The following is a 14,583-nucleotide window of genomic DNA, read 5'->3' on the forward strand; positions in this document are numbered from 1 at the left end:
TGTCCCCGCCTCTTGTGTCCCCGCCTCTTGTGTCCCCGCCTCTTGTGTCCCCGCCTCTTGTGTCCCCGCCTCGTGCGAAAACCCAGACCATGCCGCGGCGCCTCGGCGCGTCCAGGCCGGACACGCCTCGAGGGCATCGGATGGTCTGGGTTTTGGCATACCGACCCCGGCTGAGGGACATGCCCAGGGGTGGGTTCTAGGCTTGTGGTGTGAGCGAGTACATCGTCCGTCCGGCGCGCAGCGCCGACATCGTCGGCATCCGTGACCTGCTGCAGCCGCTCGTCGAACAGCGCATCCTGCTCGGCAAAGACCTGGCGGTGCTGTACGGCGCGGTGCAGGAGTTCGTCGTCGCAGAGGCCGATGGCGTGCTGATCGGATGCGGTGCGCTGCACGTGTTCTGGGAAGACCTCGGCGAGGTGCGCACTCTGCTCGTGCGCGACGACTGGCTGCACCACGGTGTCGGGCGCGCGATCGTCGACCGTCTGGAGGAGAACGCCAAGACGCTCGGCCTGACCCGCCTGTTCTGCCTCACGTTCGAGGTCGACTTCTTCGGGCGGCGCGGTTACACCCCGATCGGCGAGCAGGTGGTCGACTCGGACGTGTACTCGCAGCTGTTGCGCAGCGGTGACGCGGGTGTGGAGGAGTTCCTCGACCTCGCCCACGTCAAGCCGAACACGCTCGGCAACACGCGCATGCTCAAGGTGCTCTGACCACGCACGTTCGTCCGCGTGTGCCGTGGGGCCTCCCAGGCTGAGCGCGGCGGATCGCTTAGCCTGGAGTCATGCCCCGTCGCTCTGCCGCCGTCTACCGTCGTCGGCGACTGGTCGTCATCCTCGGTCTCATCCTGGCCGTCGCCGCGATCGGCATCGGCGCCTGGTTGCTGATCGCCCGCCCGTGGGCCTCGGCCGACACGTCATCGACGCCGACGTCCACCCCCTCCACGTCGCCGTCACCGTCCGCGGGCGCGACGACCGAGGGGCAGTCGCCCTCTCCCGATCCCTCCTCCGAGCAGACGCCGGCGATCGTCGCCTGCGAGGCGGCGGACATCGAGGTCGCCGCCGTGACCGACGCCGAGAGCTATGCGCCCGGCGTTCTGCCGAAGCTCTCGATCTCGCTGACCAACAAGGGCACGAAGGACTGCACGCTCGACGTCGGTTCCGCCACCCAGGCGTTCACGATCTCCAGCGGCTCGGACGAATGGTGGCGTTCGACCGACTGCCAGGAGAACCCGAGCAGCATGATCGCCACGCTCACGGCGGGTACCACGGTCACGAGCAAAGACCCCGTCACCTGGGATCGCACCCGGTCGAGTGTCGAGACCTGTGCCCAGGAGAATCGACAGCGAGCGCCTGGGGGCGGAGCCTCGTACCACGTCGAGGTATCCATCGGCGGTTTCACGAGCCCCTCGAGCGCGCAGATCCTGCTCTACTGAACGACGTCGCACCGACGACCGATCGCTGCGCAGCTCCGTCCCGCTGAGTTCGAAGCGATCTCAGACGGCGCCTTCGAAATCCGTCGTCGCTCGACGGGTATCGCACGAAATGGAGCGATGTCGCCTGCCTTCGCCGCACGATGCTGACATCCCCCACTCTTTGGGATACCATAGAAGCGACTCTCCGCATCTGCGGCAACAAGCCATCCCCAGTGGCGTCGAACTACAGCGTCCCCAGCGCTTCGACATCGCCGCACGAGAGTCCGAGGGCCCTCTCGAGTACCCCAGTCCCCAATGTGGGACTCGAGAGGGCCCCAATCGTCTCCGCTGTCGGATCGGCACTCTGAGCCCGGCGCTCTGCATAAGCTGGATGCATGGCAGCGAAGAAGGCGAAGTCCGGAAAGAACAAGCCGGCACCCGAGGATTTCCGTTCGGACGCTCTGGCGCAGGCTCTGGAGAAGCAGGATGTCGCTGCGGTCGCGCTCGCCCTCCGGCACGGCACCACGATCGTCCCGCTCATCAAGCCCGGCGCGCGGGACAACCCTCTCGACAGCGGCGAGGTGTGGACGTATCGCGACCCGAACACCGGTGACCTCGCCCTGCTGCTCTTCAGCGACGCGAAGAACAAGCCTGCCAACTTGCCTCCAGGAGTGGGCATCTACAGCGCGGACTGGCTGCGGAAGTTCCTCGCGGCGCACCCGATCACGACGGTGTTCCTCGATATCGCCGGGCCGCACCCGATGCAGGCCGATCCCGCTGAGCTGCTCAAGGCGCTCGACGCCTGACACGCGACGTCAGACACACGGCGTCAGACCCTCCATGCCTGACCTTCGACGTCAAAACCGCGACGCGGAAGGGCGGGCGGTCAGAACGGGGGGATGTCGCGGTCGGATCGGCGTGAGGTGTTGCGCGCGCGCACATCGCTCAGCGCGGCTCGGAGCGTCTTCGAACGATCGTCGACCACCTGCTCATAGCCGAGGCGCGCGGCCTCGGAGCGTCGCTGGGCCGCCTGCGTGACCGGCCTGATCTCCCCGGCGAGGCTCAGCTCGCCCACCGCCGCGACCGTGCGCGGAACCGAGATCTGCTGGATGGAACCCGCCACGGCGATGGCGATCGCGAGGTCGGCCGCGGGTTCGGTGAAGCGCACACCGCCGACCGTGGACACGTAGACGTCGAGGCTGCCGGTCGCGATGCCGGCTCTCTTCTCGAGGATGGCCAGCACCATGGCGACCCGCGAGGAGTCGACGCCGTGCACGATGCGGCGCGGGTTCGGGGCGTTGCTCGGCACCGTGAGCGCCTGCACCTCGACGGGGAGGGCGCGTCGACCCTCGAGCGAGATCGCCACGCACGTGCCTGGCTCGGTCGCCCCCTGCGAGAGGAAGAGCCCTGAGGGGTCTGGCACCTCGGCGATGCCGTCGCCGGTCATCTCGAAGCAGCCCACCTCGTCGGTCGGACCGAAGCGGTTCTTGAGCGCGCGGACGAAGCGCAGCGAGGTCTGCCGGTCGCCCTCGAAGTGACACACCACGTCGACGAGGTGCTCGAGCACACGGGGCCCGGCGACCTGACCGTCTTTTGTCACGTGGCCGACGATGATGATCGGCAGGTCACGATCCTTGGCGATGCGGATCAGTGTGGCAGCCACCTCTCGCACCTGGCTGGGCTGCCCGGCGGCGCCGTCGATCAGGGACGACGAGACGGTCTGCACCGAGTCGACGATCACGAGCTGCGGCTTGACCTCGTCGATGTGGCCGAGGATGGTCGCCAGATCGGTCTCGCTCGCGAGATACAGCTCGTCGTGCAGCGCGCCAGTGCGCTCGGCGCGCAGGCGCACCTGACCGGGGGATTCCTCGGCGCTCGCGTAGAGCACACGGCGTCCGCCGCGAGCCGCCTGCGCTGCCACCTCGAGCAGAAGCGTGGACTTGCCGACGCCGGGTTCACCGCTGAGCAGGATCGCCGCCCCCGGCACGATGCCGCCGCCGAGGACACGGTCGAACTCGCCGACGCCGCTCGAACGACGCGGTGCATCCTGCGTCGTGATCTGCGTGATGGGCCGGGCGGCACGGTCGGCCGTCGGCGCGACCGGCCCCACCCGACGGAGGATGCCGGTCTGCGCTGCCTGCTCCTGCACCGTTCCCCACTGCTGGCACTCGCCGCAGCGTCCGACCCACTTGGCGGTGGTCCACCCGCATTCCGTGCACACGTACGCAGGAGGAGCGGGTTTCCGGGTGGCCATGCCCCCAGGCTATCGCCGGCATCAGACATCCCTATCGGCCAGGTGTTTATTCACGGCCCATCCTCTCGGCAAACTCGCAGTGTCGCGGGATACTGGGTTCATGGCCAACGGCGGGCCCGTCTGCGGGCCGATCTCGAGCTACTCCCGGGTGCAGATCCTGCACTTGCTCTTCGAAGCGGGAAGTTCGCAGACCCGGGGCGAGCTCTCCATCACCCAGCTGTGCGAAGCCACAGGGCTGCACCCCAACACGATCCGCGAGCACCTGCAGCGCCTGATCGAGGGCGGCTACGTGATCCCGACGATCGAGCACCGCACGACACGGGGCCGACCGCGCACGCTGTACAGCGCGGCGACCGGAGCGCCAGGGGCCTCCAGTCCCGTGGCCCGAGACAAGGCGAAGGCGGCAGCCCGTCGCGGCGACCTGATGCGGAGCATGCTCCCCGACGCGGCGTCCGGACTCGGTCGCGAAGCCACCTATCAGCTCGATGCGCTCGTCGAGCACCTGGAGGAGAGCGGCTTCGAGCCCGTGCTCGACGACCGCAGTCTCACGGTCGACCTCAGTCCGTGCCCGCACGCCGCCGGACGGTCGGAGGACCGCCCGATGCTGTGCCGCGTGCACCTGGAACTCATGCAAGGCGTCCTGAACGAGGCAGGCGGACCACTCGAAGCCGAGTGCGTGCGCGACGCTGTCCTCCCGTCGGACTGCACCGTGCAGCTGCGCGACACCACCGCGCCGCTGGTCGAGGGAACGCTGCGTCACAGCACGAAGCAGCGGCACCACAGAACAGGAGTCGTGCATGGAATGGCTTGATCCGCTCGCTCTGGCCCGATGGCAATTCGGCCTGACGACCGTCTACCACTACCTCTTCGTGCCGCTCACGATCGGCATGGCGCTGGTCGCGGCGATCTTCCAGACCGCGTGGGTGCGCACCGGAAAGGTGCAGTACCTGCACCTGACCCGCTTCTTCGGGAAGATCTTCCTGATCAACTTCGCCATGGGCGTCGTCACCGGCATCGTGCAGGAGTTCCAGTTCGGCATGAACTGGTCCGACTACTCCCGCTTCGTCGGTGACGTGTTCGGCGCCCCGCTCGCCTTCGAGGGCCTGCTGGCCTTCTTCTTCGAGGCGACCTTCATCGGCCTCTGGATCTTCGGCTGGGACAAGCTCCCGCAGAAGCTGCACCTCGCCACGATCTGGTGCGTCTCGATCGGCAGCATCCTGTCGGCGTACTTCATCATCGCCGCCAACGCCTTCATGCAGAACCCCGTCGGGTACACGTTCAACGAGGCGACCAACCGCGCCGAGCTGACCGACTTCTGGGCGCTGCTGACCAACCCCGTCGCGCTCGCCGCGTTCCCGCACACGATCTTCGGTGCGTTCATGTTCGCCGCCGGTGTCGTGATCTCGGTCTCGGCCTGGCACCTCTCGCGCGGCCAGCACTTCGACACCATGCGCATCTCGCTCAAGTTCGGGCTGTGGGCCATGATCGTCTCGACCGCGGGCGTCGTGCTCACGGGCGACCAGCTGGGCCTCGCGATGTACGCCGCGCAGCCCATGAAGATGGCGGCGGCCGAGGCCACGTTCAACACGGTCTGCGGTCCCGATGCCTCTTTCAGCATCTTCACGCTCGGCACCCCGGACGGCAGCTCCGAACTGTTCTCCATCCGCGTGCCGTATCTGCTCTCGCTGCTGTCGACACACACCCTCGACGCGTGTGTGCACGGCATCAACGATCTGAACGCCGAGTACGCGCAGACCTACGCCGCCACCGGTCTGACCGACTTCGCCCCGGTGCTGTGGATCACGTACTGGGCCTTCCGCTGGATGATCGGCCTGGGCATCGCCGCGGCGCTCGTCGCCGTCGCGGGCCTCTGGGTCACCCGCAAGGGCGCCAAGAAGCCGGTCGCACCGTGGATGTGGAAGGTCGCCATCTGGTCGTTCCCGCTCGCGCTGGCCGCCAACATCATGGGCTGGGTCTTCACCGAGATGGGCAGACAGCCCTGGATCGTGTTCGGGCTGATGACGACGCAGGACGGTGTCTCGCCGGGCGTCAGCGGGCTCGAGGTGCTGATATCGCTCATCGCGTTCACCGCGATCTATGCGGCGCTCGCCGTCGTGGAGATCCGCCTCATCATCCGGGCCGCCCAGAAGGGGCCCGACACCGAAGAGAAGCCGCATGACGAGACGGCCCAGCTGCCGTCGGTCGTCTACTGAGAGGGAGGAGCATCATGGATCTCGCAACACTCTGGTTCTTCATCGTCGCCTTCTTCTTCGTCGGCTACTTCGTCCTGGACGGCTTCGATTTCGGAGTCGGCATGTCCCTGCCGTTCCTCGGCAAGAACGACGTCTCGCGCCGACAGGTCATCAACACGATCGGCCCGGTCTGGGATCTCAACGAGACCTGGGTCATCGTGGCCGGCGCCGTGCTGTTCGCGTCGTTCCCCGAGTGGTACGCCACGCTGTTCAGCGGCTTCTACCTGCCGCTGCTGCTGATCCTGCTCGCGCTGATCCTGCGCGGTGTCTCGTTCGAGTACCGGCACCAGCGCGACAGCGCGAAGTGGAAGGCCGGCTTCGACCGGATGATCGTGATCGGCTCTGTCGTTCCCGCGCTGCTGTGGGGTGTGGCGTTCGGCAACATCGTGCAGGGCGTCGCGATCGACGAGAACCACATCTTCGTCGGCGGCTTCTTCTCCCTGCTGAACCCCTACGCACTGCTGGTGGGCGTCACCACGCTGCTGCTCTTCTTCCTGCACGGGGTGCTGTTCGTGGCACTCAAGACCGATGGTCAGGTGCATGAGGATGCGCAGAAGCTCGCGAAGAAGGCCGCCATCCCGACGATCCTCGTCGCAGCCGCGACGGTGATCTGGACGGTCGCGATCGCGATGGGCCGCGAGGCTCCGCTGCTCTGGCTGGTCATCGCAGCCGGTGCGCTCGCGGCGGTCAGCCTGATCGCGGCGGTCGGCTTCTCGCTCGTCCGTCGCGACGGGTGGGCGTTCTTCGCCGGCATGCTCACGGTCATGTTCGCCGTGGTCATGCTGTTCTCCGCCCTGTTCCCGTACGTGATGCCGTCGACGATCGACCCGGCCTACAGCCTCACGATCGCCAACGCCTCGAGCACCCCGTACACGCTGCAGATCATGAGCTGGACGGCCCTGATCGCGATGCCGCTCGTGCTCGCGTACCAGGCGTGGACCTACTGGGTGTTCCGCAAGCGCGTCACCCGGAAATCCATCGAGGGGGCTCCGGCGCACGCGTGAAACCCGTCGATCCGAGACTGCTGCGATACGCGGGTGCCGCGAGGGGTTTCCTCGCGGCATCCGCCTTGATCGGCGTCGTCCAGACGGCGGTCACGATCGTCTTCGCGTGGCTGCTGACCGACGCGATCACGGGGGCCCTCGCGGGGCGTGACGTCACCTCGTCGCTGCTCTGGCTGCTGCTCACGGCTCTGCTGCGCGGCCTGCTCATCGCGGCCTCGGATGCCGCGGGCACACGGGCGGCCGCCAAGACGGGGATGCAGCTGCGCACGGCGCTCGTGGCTGCGGTCGGGAGGCTCGGGCCAGGGTGGCTCGCGCAGCGCAATCAGACGGCGCTCGCGGTCACGGCCGGTCACGGGCTCGAAGCTCTCGACGCCTACTTCGCCCGGTACATCCCGCAGCTCGTGCTGACCGTGATCGCGACGCCGGTGCTCGTCGCGGTCATGTGGTGGCAGGACTGGCCGAGCGGACTCACCGCAGTGATCACGCTGCCGCTGATCCCGTTGTTCCTCATCCTGATCGGCATGGCGACCCGCACCGTGCAGACCCGGCAGTGGCAGACGCTGCAGCGCCTCGCGGCACGCTTCGCCGACACGGTGCAGGGGCTGTCGACGCTGCGACTGTTCGGACGCGACCGGCGTGCGGCCGACCGCATCGAGGTCACCGCCGACGAGTACCGCCGCGAGACCATGAAGGTGCTGCGGTTCTCGTTCCTGTCCGGCTTCGCGATGGAGTTGCTGGCCTCGATCGCGGTGGCCCTGATCGCGGTGTCGGTCGGCTTCCGGCTGCTGTCGGGCGATCTGACCCTCGAGGTGGGGCTGTTCGTGCTGCTGCTCGCTCCCGAGGCGTTCCTGCCCATCCGGCAGGTGGGGGTGCAGTTCCACGCGGCGGCCGAGGGGGTCGCGGCGACGGAGGACGTGTTCGAGGTGCTCGATGCGGCGGGGGAGCGCGCGCGGATGCAGGAGCTTTCGACGGATGTCGGAGGAATCGCCGCCGAAACCCCCGGCATCCGTGAATCGGTCATGCATGTGGACACCACCGTGGCACCGGCCAACGGCGGAAACCTCGTGGTCGAGGGTCTGCGGGTTCGCGACCTGCCGCCCGTGTCGTTCGCAGCCGGGCCGGGGACCATCACCGTCATCGAGGGGCCGAGCGGGTCGGGGAAGTCGTCGCTGCTGGCGGCACTCCGGGGCGCTGTCGAGTTCGAGGGGACGGCGTTCTACGGCGGCGCGGACGTGCGGGGGATCGCGCCGTCGGTGTGGCTCGCCTGGGCCGGACAGGCACCTGGACTGACGCGCGGGACCGTGGCGACGAACGTCACCCTCGGTGATCCTGTGCCGGACGCAGGTCGGGTGCGCGCTGCGCTCGACGACGCCTGCGCCGAGGGGATCGACCCCGCGCTGGAGCTCGGCGTGCAGGGGGCGGGACTGTCGGGCGGGCAGGCGCAGCGGGTGGCCGTCGCCCGCGCCCTGTATCGCCAGGCAACGGCGTCCGGACGGGTGCTCGCACTCGATGAGCCGTCGAGCGCGCTCGACCCCGAGACCGAGGACCGGCTGTGGCGATCGTTGCGCGAGAAGGCGGATGCCGGGGCGACGATCCTCCTCGTCTCCCACCGTCGGACCGCACGGGAGATCGCGGATCAGATCGTGGCGCTGGGGGTGAACGCATGACTGCACCCCGCACAACCGATGCCGCGCATTCCCGCGGTCACCTGGTCGGCGCCATCCTGCGACTCGCGCAGCCGCCACTCGGCCGCTTCGTACCGGGACTGATCTGGGGTCTGCTCTCGGCCGCCGCCGCCGTGAGTCTGCTCGCGGTCAGCGGGTGGCTGATCGTGAGCGCCTCGATCGTCGATTCGCTGGTGCCGCTGTCGATCGCCGTCGTCGGTGTGCGCTTCTTCGCCGTCTCGCGCGCGGTCACCCGCTATCTGGAGCGCCTGAGCGGACACGATGCCGCGCTGCGTCAGCTCGCCTCGACTCGTGCCGACATGGTGCGCCGGCTGATCCCTCTGTCGCCGGCGGGACTCGGCTCGACGGACCGCGGGCAGGTGCTCGCAGCTCTCGTGGACGACGTCGAGAACCTGCAGAACCTGCCGCTGCGAGTGGTGCAGCCGCTCGGTGTGGCGGCGCTCGTCGCGGTCGGAGCGGTGGGCTTCCTCGCGTTCGTCTCGCCCCCGGCCGCCCTCGCTCTCGCGGTCTGCCTCCTGGCCGCCGCGGCTGCAGCGATCGGACTCGGTTGGGCGTTCGGCTCGCACGCCGAAGCACGGGTCTCGGAGCGTCGGGCAGAGCTCTCCGCAGCTCTCGTCGACTACCTCGGGAGCCTCGACGTGCTCATCGCCTACGGGGCGGAGCAACAGGCGCGGGCGCGGATCACCGCCGCCGATGCGGCTCTGCGACGCGTGGTCGACCGTGCCTCCCTCGCTCAGGCCGTCGCGGCGGGTGTCGTGTCCGCCGTGGCCGGGGTGGCATCGGTCTGGGCGCTCGCCGTGGCGGCTCCGGGCCTTGCGGACGGCTCGATCGACGGTCCGTGGCTGGCCGTGGCGGTGCTCGTGCCGATGGTGGTCTTCGAGGTGTTCGGAGCGGTGCCGATCGCTGCGGCGTCATGGCGGAGCGTACGCGCGAGCGCCGGGCGCATCGTCGACGTGCTCCCGGAGCGGATGCCGGAGGAGTTGCGTTCCGACGAGGGGGATGACGTGGAGTTCGAGCGCACTCCCGAGCTGCATCTGCGCGGCGTCAGGGCGACCTGGCCCGGCGGCACGCCCGCGCTGAAGGGAGTCGACCTCGACCTCCGCGCCGGTGAGCGCGTGCTGGTCGCGGGACCGAGTGGGGCGGGCAAGAGCTCGCTCGCGGCGACCCTGGTCGGCTTCCTGCGCGTGGAGGGCGAGTATCTGGTGGGTGGTCGCGACGCCGCAGAGCTCTCGGGCCCGGCGCTGCGACGCGTGATCGGACTGTGCGAGCAGAGCCCTCAGCTGTTCGACGAGGACATCCGCCAGAATCTGCTCTTCGCGCGCGACTCCGCCTCGGACGAGGAACTGCTGGCGATGCTCGACCGGGTCGGACTCGGTGACTGGGTGCGGGAGCGCGGGGGCCTCGATGCGAGGGTGGGTGACCGCGGCGCGCTGGTGTCCGGCGGTCAGGCGCAGCGAATCTCGCTCGCCAGGGCGCTGCTGCGCGGCTTCCCCGTGCTGGTGCTCGACGAGCCGACGGCGGGCGTCGATCCTGAGGCATCGGATGCCCTGCTGCGCGATCTGCTGCTGGCCGCGGGGGAGCAGTCGGTGCTGCTGATCTCGCACGTGGCGCCGCCGGCGGGGACGGTCGACCGCGTGGTGCGGATCCACGACGGCCGCACGGTCTGACACCGTTGGCTCCGTGCGGGGAGACCTGCGGGCCGACGTCTCAGACGTTCATGTCCACGGGCGGTTCCATCACGATGCCCTGTGCTTCGAACGCGCGACGGCGCTCTTCGATGCGGCGGTGCAGCTCGATCTGGGCGGCGTCGACGAACCGGGGATCGAGGTCGACGGTCTTCGGGTGCGGGTCGCCGTGGTTGGCGGCGATGTACGCGTCGAGCTCGGGGCCGCTGGTCCACGAGGTGATGAGGGCGTAGCGCGGTGCCGTGCCGCGGTGCCAGACCGCGTGCCAGAAGCGCTGCGTGTCGACGATGATGCGGGAGCCGGCGCGCAGCGGCAGGCGGATCTCGGTCGCGGGGTCGAAGCGGTCGGAGCGCAGGATCAGCATCGACTCGGTGTCGTCGGAGAGGTTGAAGAAGCCGCGGACGACCCAGCCGGTGCCCTCTTCGTTGAGGCGGTTGTTGTCGTCCTGGTGCAGGTTGTAGATCGCGTCGGCGTACTCGTTGGGCTGCAGCTCGATCACGCGGCATCGGCCGATGCCCGCGCCCGGTTCCTGGGCCCGGCGCTGCAGCGTCGGGGCGATCGCGACCTGCGAGTCGACCCAGACACCGTCCTTGTCGGTGCGCGGCGGGGTGTGGTTCCAGAAGCCGTTGCAGTCGACGTCGCCGGCGTAGCTGGTGAGCGGGGCGAAGCGCGTGATGCCGGAGGAGCGCCAACCGACGTACTCGAGGCCCAGCCATTCAGCGGGATCGGTGGCGGAGGTGTGGTCGTCGAGCACGACGTAGCCGGTGTCGGCCAGTGCCTCGGACGTGATGAAGCCCATGATGGAACCTTCCCGTCATCGCTGCCCCCACAGGCGGCGGGTTGTAAGGCCATCCTAACTCGATCGCCCCCGTCCTGGCGGATCCGCTGCCGGGGAAAACGCCGCCGACCCGCCGATATTCTGGGGGCATGACTCAGCCGCAGGGTGCCCTCCTCGTGGGCAGCGTGAACTACGACGACGCCGAGACCACGATCCGCACCGCCGCGGAGACGCTCGGCACTCGACTCCGCCGCATCCCGGACGGCGAGGTCGGCAAGCGGTTCCACTGGATCATGTTCCAGCCCGACGTGATCGGTCAGGCCGAGGGCATCGAGCGCATCGGCGATGAACCCATCCCGTTCCCCGCCGGCATCGATGCCCGGGGTCTGCGCATCGGCGAGGGCGCGGATGCCTCGGCCATCGAGCTGCCGCCGCTCGGCTACGCAGCCGCCGCGATCGAGTCGTATGCGGTGTTCGAGCGACTGCGCGCCGAGGGTGCGGTTCCGGCGGAGGTGCGGTTCCAGGTGTCGTTGCCCACGCCGCTCGCCGTGATCGCCTCGTTCTTCCACGGCGATGATCGCGGCGCCATCGAGCCCGTCTACACCGCCGCGATCCTGCGCGAGCTCGAGGAGATCCTGGCAGCCATCCCGCACGAAGACCTCGCCGTGCAGTGGGACGTCGCCAGCGAGATGGGCATCATCGAGCGCGCGGCCGGGTACGGATCCGTGATGGAGGCCTGGTGGCCCGGCGAGCCGTTCGCCGGACTGGTCGCACGGCTGGCCGCCCTGGTCGACGCGGTGCCCGCCGACGTCGAGGTGGGCGTGCACCTCTGCTACGGCGACGCGGGGGAGAAGCACTTCTTCGAGCCGCGCGACGCGGCGAACCTGGTCCGGTATGCGAACGCCGTCGTGGCCGCATCCGCGCGTCCGCTCACCTGGCTGCACCTCCCCGTGCCGATCGACCACGACGACGAGGCCTACTTCGCCCCGCTCACCGACCTCGCACCGGTCGACGAGCTGTACCTGGGGCTCGTGCACCGGGAGGACGGTGTCGAGGGTGCCGCACGTCGCATCGCCGCCGCTGCTCCGTTCGTCTCCGCGTTCGGGGTCGCGACGGAATGCGGGATCGGCCGCGCACCCGCCGGATCGACCGAGGGCATCCTGCGCACGCACGCCGAGGTCGCCAGCACCTGGTGAGCTGCTGCTCTCGATTCGCGTGGACGCCCGGCGTCGCGTAAGCTGTTCCGCGGTGACGTGTCCGAGCGGCCGAAGGTGCAACTCTCGAAAAGTTGTGTAGGGTAACCCCCTACCGTGGGTTCAAATCCCACCGTCACCGCCACCACGAAGGCCCCGACTCCCTTGTAAACACTGGGATGCGGGGCCTTCGTCATGTTCGGTGATCGGTCTGCGGTAACGCAGCAAGGGCGTCTCCGCGGATATCTGTTGGCAGGACGTGACGCGGCAAACTGCGATCTGTGCGGCCGACGGCTGCCTGCGTCGCTGCTAGTGGCAGCCCACATCGTGCCGCGGTCTGTTTCCGACGAGGACCACCGGAAGGACTTCGCAGCGATCGCGATGCTCGCCTGCAACCTGGGGTGCGACGAGCTGTTCGAGCTATCGTCCCGCTGTCACATTCGCGAGACTCTCGGCGAGCTCCTCCGCGCCTTCAGAGACATCGAGCGCGGTGTGACGAGGGAGCTCCCCGTCCTCGCCGCGAGCGTAGAACGCGGCCAGGAGCGCGATGATGTTCGGGTACTTTCCCTCGGGTCCGTCCCACTGTGATGCATACTGCGAGTTGCCGACCAGGCGGCCGGTGCAGACCAACACCCGAACGAGGATCTGCTCGACTTCGGCGATCGAGGGTGCGGGCCCGGTCTTCAGTCGTTCGAGCACCGGGAGGACGGAGCGACCCTCCCACTGGATGTCCTGCTGGAGGATCGCCTGGGGGTCGAAGGTCGCTGGGTCGTAGTGGAAGCTGTGCCGCACCCCGTCGTTCTCCGTGATGAGCGCCGAGAAGCCGACCCCGATTCGATCGATGTAGCCCTCTGCGGCGATACGCACTTCGTCCCGGCTGCGCTGAGCCGAGGCGGCGGTACCGATGTAGAGGATGTCGCGGTCGGGAGCGGCATAGATGTAGGTGTTCTCGGGGTGAGCCTCGTCGGCACGCACCAGCGCGATGCCGGCGCCGCGGGCGATCGCGACGAGATCGTCGACCTTCATGAGTTTGACCATGGTGTCACTGCTTCCTGTGGGTGATCATTCGCCGGAGTCATGCGTGACTATCGGCGCGATCGCCCGTGTGGGAAGCCATGCACGAGGGGTGCCGCAGTCGGTGCAGGAGCGTGACCCGGGAATCTGTCCGAGCTCTTACCTCCTTCGATGCCGGCGACGAAAGGCACAGTCCGATGCCGAAGGGGGCGAGTGGTGATGCTCCGGGCGCTCGACGCCGCCTTCGGGCTTCACTGAGCCGCCGCTCCGGGAGGGGGATGGGCGATGAGGTCTCGACCTCACCCGAGCAGTTCCACGCCGAACTCGGAGACGACGGCGCGCAGTTCGGCGAGGTAGCGTTGCGCCTGCTCGGTGAGCGGGATCGCCGCGTGGCCGATCCAGCCGATCTCGATGTTCTCGTCGACGTCGAGCGGGATGGCGACGATCTCGGGGTCGAGGTCGTCGCTGATGATGCCGGTCGAGATGGTGTAGCCGTCGAGGCCGATCATCAGGTTGAAGATGGTCGCGCGGTCGGAGACGCGGATGTCCTGCGGACTCGAGAGGGTGGAGAGGATCTCCTCGGCGAAGTAGAAGGAGTTGTTCGCGCCCTGGTCGAACGTGAGCCTCGGCACGTCGGCGAGATCGGCGAGCGTCACGCGCTTCCGCGCGGCGAGGGGGTTCTTGCGGGAGATGAAGATGTGCGGGTCTGCGACGAAGAGCGGGTGGAAGGCGAGCCCGGAGTCGCGGAGCAGCTTGTCGATCACGTTGCGGTTGAAGTCGTTGCGGTAGAGGATCCCCAGCTCGCTGCGGAGGGTGCGGACGTCTTCGATGATGTCCCAGGTGCGCGTCTCGCGCAGGGAGAACTCGTATTCGGTCGCCGCGGTCGCCTTCACCATCCGCACGAGGGCGTCGACAGCGAACGAATAGTGCTGGGTCGAGACGCCGAGGAGTCGCCGGGACGGCGGACGACCGAGGTAGCGCTGCTCCAGGAGCGCCACCTGCTCGACGACCTGCCGGGCGTACCCGAGGAACTCGACACCATCGGTGGTGAGCGTCACGCCCCGGGCGGAGCGGATCAGGAGTTCGCGCCCCACTCTGCCCTCGAGATCCCTCATCGCCGCGGACAGGGTGGGCTGGGCGACATAGAGCAGGTCGGCGGCGGCACTGATCGATCCCTCCGCGGCGACTTCGATGTAATAGGTGAGCTGCTGGAGGGTGATGCCGTTCGAACGCTTGGCCATAGATTCAACCTATGCCACGGCATAGTCGACGCGCATTACCCGATGGGACCTTGCAGTCGTCATCAT

General features: G+C 68.5%; 13 protein-coding genes, 1 tRNA gene and 1 pseudogene. 11 read left to right on the forward strand and 4 right to left on the reverse strand.

All coding sequences use genetic code 11. The features are described from left to right. Window positions 1-209 precede the first annotated feature (209 nt). The 3 genes from MOX01_RS04205 to MOX01_RS04215 all read left to right on the forward strand — a co-directional run bounded on the left by MOX01_RS04205 (window position 210) and on the right by MOX01_RS04215 (window position 2,217). A complete protein-coding gene (locus MOX01_RS04205) occupies window positions 210-710 on the forward strand; it encodes an amino-acid N-acetyltransferase (protein ID WP_046747600.1) in 501 nt (166 codons plus the stop codon). Window positions 711-781: 71 nt separating this feature from the next. Next, the gene (locus MOX01_RS04210) at window positions 782-1,432 is read left to right on the forward strand and encodes a hypothetical protein (RefSeq protein WP_046747601.1); all 651 of its coding nucleotides are present in this window, start codon (window positions 782-784) and stop codon (window positions 1,430-1,432) included. A gap of 374 nt (window positions 1,433-1,806) precedes the next feature. Then, the gene (locus MOX01_RS04215; protein WP_046747602.1) at window positions 1,807-2,217 is read left to right on the forward strand and encodes a hypothetical protein; all 411 of its coding nucleotides are present in this window, start codon (window positions 1,807-1,809) and stop codon (window positions 2,215-2,217) included. An 80-nt stretch (window positions 2,218-2,297) separates the two neighbouring features. Here MOX01_RS04215 and radA read toward each other — a convergent pair whose 3' ends face one another. Beyond that, entirely contained in the window at window positions 2,298-3,665 is a 1,368-nt protein-coding gene (gene radA, locus MOX01_RS04220; RefSeq protein ID WP_058630739.1) for a DNA repair protein RadA, read from the reverse strand. A 100-nt stretch (window positions 3,666-3,765) separates the two neighbouring features. On the opposite strand from radA, the gene MOX01_RS04225 reads away from it, so the two are divergent. From MOX01_RS04225 to cydC, 5 genes are read left to right on the forward strand one after another with little or no spacing between them, the layout of a single operon-like run. Further along, the gene (locus tag MOX01_RS04225; protein ID WP_029259881.1) at window positions 3,766-4,476 is read left to right on the forward strand and encodes a helix-turn-helix transcriptional regulator; all 711 of its coding nucleotides are present in this window, start codon (window positions 3,766-3,768) and stop codon (window positions 4,474-4,476) included. After that, a complete protein-coding gene (locus MOX01_RS04230; protein ID WP_029259882.1) occupies window positions 4,463-5,878 on the forward strand; it encodes a cytochrome ubiquinol oxidase subunit I in 1,416 nt (471 codons plus the stop codon). The genes MOX01_RS04225 and MOX01_RS04230 overlap by 14 nt, the downstream gene beginning before the upstream one ends. Before the next feature lie 14 nt (window positions 5,879-5,892). Further along, window positions 5,893-6,921: a cytochrome d ubiquinol oxidase subunit II gene (gene cydB / locus MOX01_RS04235; RefSeq protein ID WP_029259883.1), complete on the forward strand. Its 1,029-nt coding sequence runs from the start codon at window positions 5,893-5,895 to the stop codon at window positions 6,919-6,921. Next, on the forward strand, window positions 6,918-8,588 hold the full coding sequence (gene cydD, locus MOX01_RS04240) for a thiol reductant ABC exporter subunit CydD (RefSeq protein ID WP_141368502.1): 1,671 nt from the start codon (window positions 6,918-6,920) through the stop codon (window positions 8,586-8,588). Before cydB ends, cydD begins: the two co-directional genes overlap by 4 nt. Next, a complete protein-coding gene (cydC, locus tag MOX01_RS04245; protein WP_141368504.1) occupies window positions 8,585-10,273 on the forward strand; it encodes a thiol reductant ABC exporter subunit CydC in 1,689 nt (562 codons plus the stop codon). Before cydD ends, cydC begins: the two co-directional genes overlap by 4 nt. A gap of 40 nt (window positions 10,274-10,313) precedes the next feature. Here cydC and MOX01_RS04250 read toward each other — a convergent pair whose 3' ends face one another. Continuing rightward, window positions 10,314-11,090: a hypothetical protein gene (locus tag MOX01_RS04250; protein ID WP_046747607.1), complete on the reverse strand. Its 777-nt coding sequence runs from the start codon at window positions 11,088-11,090 to the stop codon at window positions 10,314-10,316. A 128-nt stretch (window positions 11,091-11,218) separates the two neighbouring features. On the opposite strand from MOX01_RS04250, the gene MOX01_RS04255 reads away from it, so the two are divergent. The 3 genes and pseudogenes from MOX01_RS04255 to MOX01_RS19560 form a co-directional block, all read left to right on the forward strand. Next, window positions 11,219-12,265: a hypothetical protein gene (locus MOX01_RS04255; protein WP_141368506.1), complete on the forward strand. Its 1,047-nt coding sequence runs from the start codon at window positions 11,219-11,221 to the stop codon at window positions 12,263-12,265. Between the two features lie 51 nt (window positions 12,266-12,316). Next, window positions 12,317-12,407, forward strand: a tRNA-Ser gene (locus MOX01_RS04260). Window positions 12,408-12,457: 50 nt separating this feature from the next. Continuing rightward, a pseudogene (locus MOX01_RS19560) lies at window positions 12,458-12,610 on the forward strand (hypothetical protein); the annotation flags it as partial. 72 nt (window positions 12,611-12,682) lie between these two features. Here the strand turns inward: MOX01_RS19560 and MOX01_RS04265 are convergent. Both MOX01_RS04265 and MOX01_RS04270 read right to left on the reverse strand, forming a co-directional pair. After that, window positions 12,683-13,300 carry a hypothetical protein gene (locus MOX01_RS04265; protein ID WP_141368508.1) on the reverse strand — a complete coding sequence of 206 codons (618 nt, stop codon included), beginning with the start codon at window positions 13,298-13,300 and terminating at the stop codon, window positions 12,683-12,685. A 275-nt stretch (window positions 13,301-13,575) separates the two neighbouring features. Then, window positions 13,576-14,517, reverse strand: coding sequence for a LysR family transcriptional regulator (locus MOX01_RS04270; protein WP_141368510.1), 942 nt, complete (start codon window positions 14,515-14,517; stop codon window positions 13,576-13,578). Window positions 14,518-14,583 lie beyond the last annotated feature (66 nt).

Origin of the sequence: Microbacterium oxydans, assembly GCF_006540085.1 — a bacterium.
Lineage (GTDB): Bacteria > Actinomycetota > Actinomycetes > Actinomycetales > Microbacteriaceae > Microbacterium > Microbacterium oxydans.

Excerpts from the sequence above, each read along its gene's own strand:
- MOX01_RS04210 (WP_046747601.1), top strand. The coding sequence starts at position 782 with ATGCCCCGTCGCTCTGCCGCCGTCTACCGTCGTCGGCGACTGGTCGTC.
- MOX01_RS04215 (WP_046747602.1), top strand. The coding sequence starts at position 1,807 with ATGGCAGCGAAGAAGGCGAAGTCCGGAAAGAACAAGCCGGCACCCGAG.
- radA (WP_058630739.1), bottom strand. The coding sequence starts at position 3,665 with ATGGCCACCCGGAAACCCGCTCCTCCTGCGTACGTGTGCACGGAATGC.
- MOX01_RS04225 (WP_029259881.1), top strand. The coding sequence starts at position 3,766 with ATGGCCAACGGCGGGCCCGTCTGCGGGCCGATCTCGAGCTACTCCCGG.
- MOX01_RS04230 (WP_029259882.1), top strand. The coding sequence starts at position 4,463 with ATGGAATGGCTTGATCCGCTCGCTCTGGCCCGATGGCAATTCGGCCTG.
- cydB (WP_029259883.1), top strand. The coding sequence starts at position 5,893 with ATGGATCTCGCAACACTCTGGTTCTTCATCGTCGCCTTCTTCTTCGTC.
- cydC (WP_141368504.1), top strand. The coding sequence starts at position 8,585 with ATGACTGCACCCCGCACAACCGATGCCGCGCATTCCCGCGGTCACCTG.
- MOX01_RS04250 (WP_046747607.1), bottom strand. The coding sequence starts at position 11,090 with ATGGGCTTCATCACGTCCGAGGCACTGGCCGACACCGGCTACGTCGTG.
- MOX01_RS04255 (WP_141368506.1), top strand. The coding sequence starts at position 11,219 with ATGACTCAGCCGCAGGGTGCCCTCCTCGTGGGCAGCGTGAACTACGAC.
- MOX01_RS04265 (WP_141368508.1), bottom strand. The coding sequence starts at position 13,300 with ATGGTCAAACTCATGAAGGTCGACGATCTCGTCGCGATCGCCCGCGGC.
- MOX01_RS04270 (WP_141368510.1), bottom strand. The coding sequence starts at position 14,517 with ATGGCCAAGCGTTCGAACGGCATCACCCTCCAGCAGCTCACCTATTAC.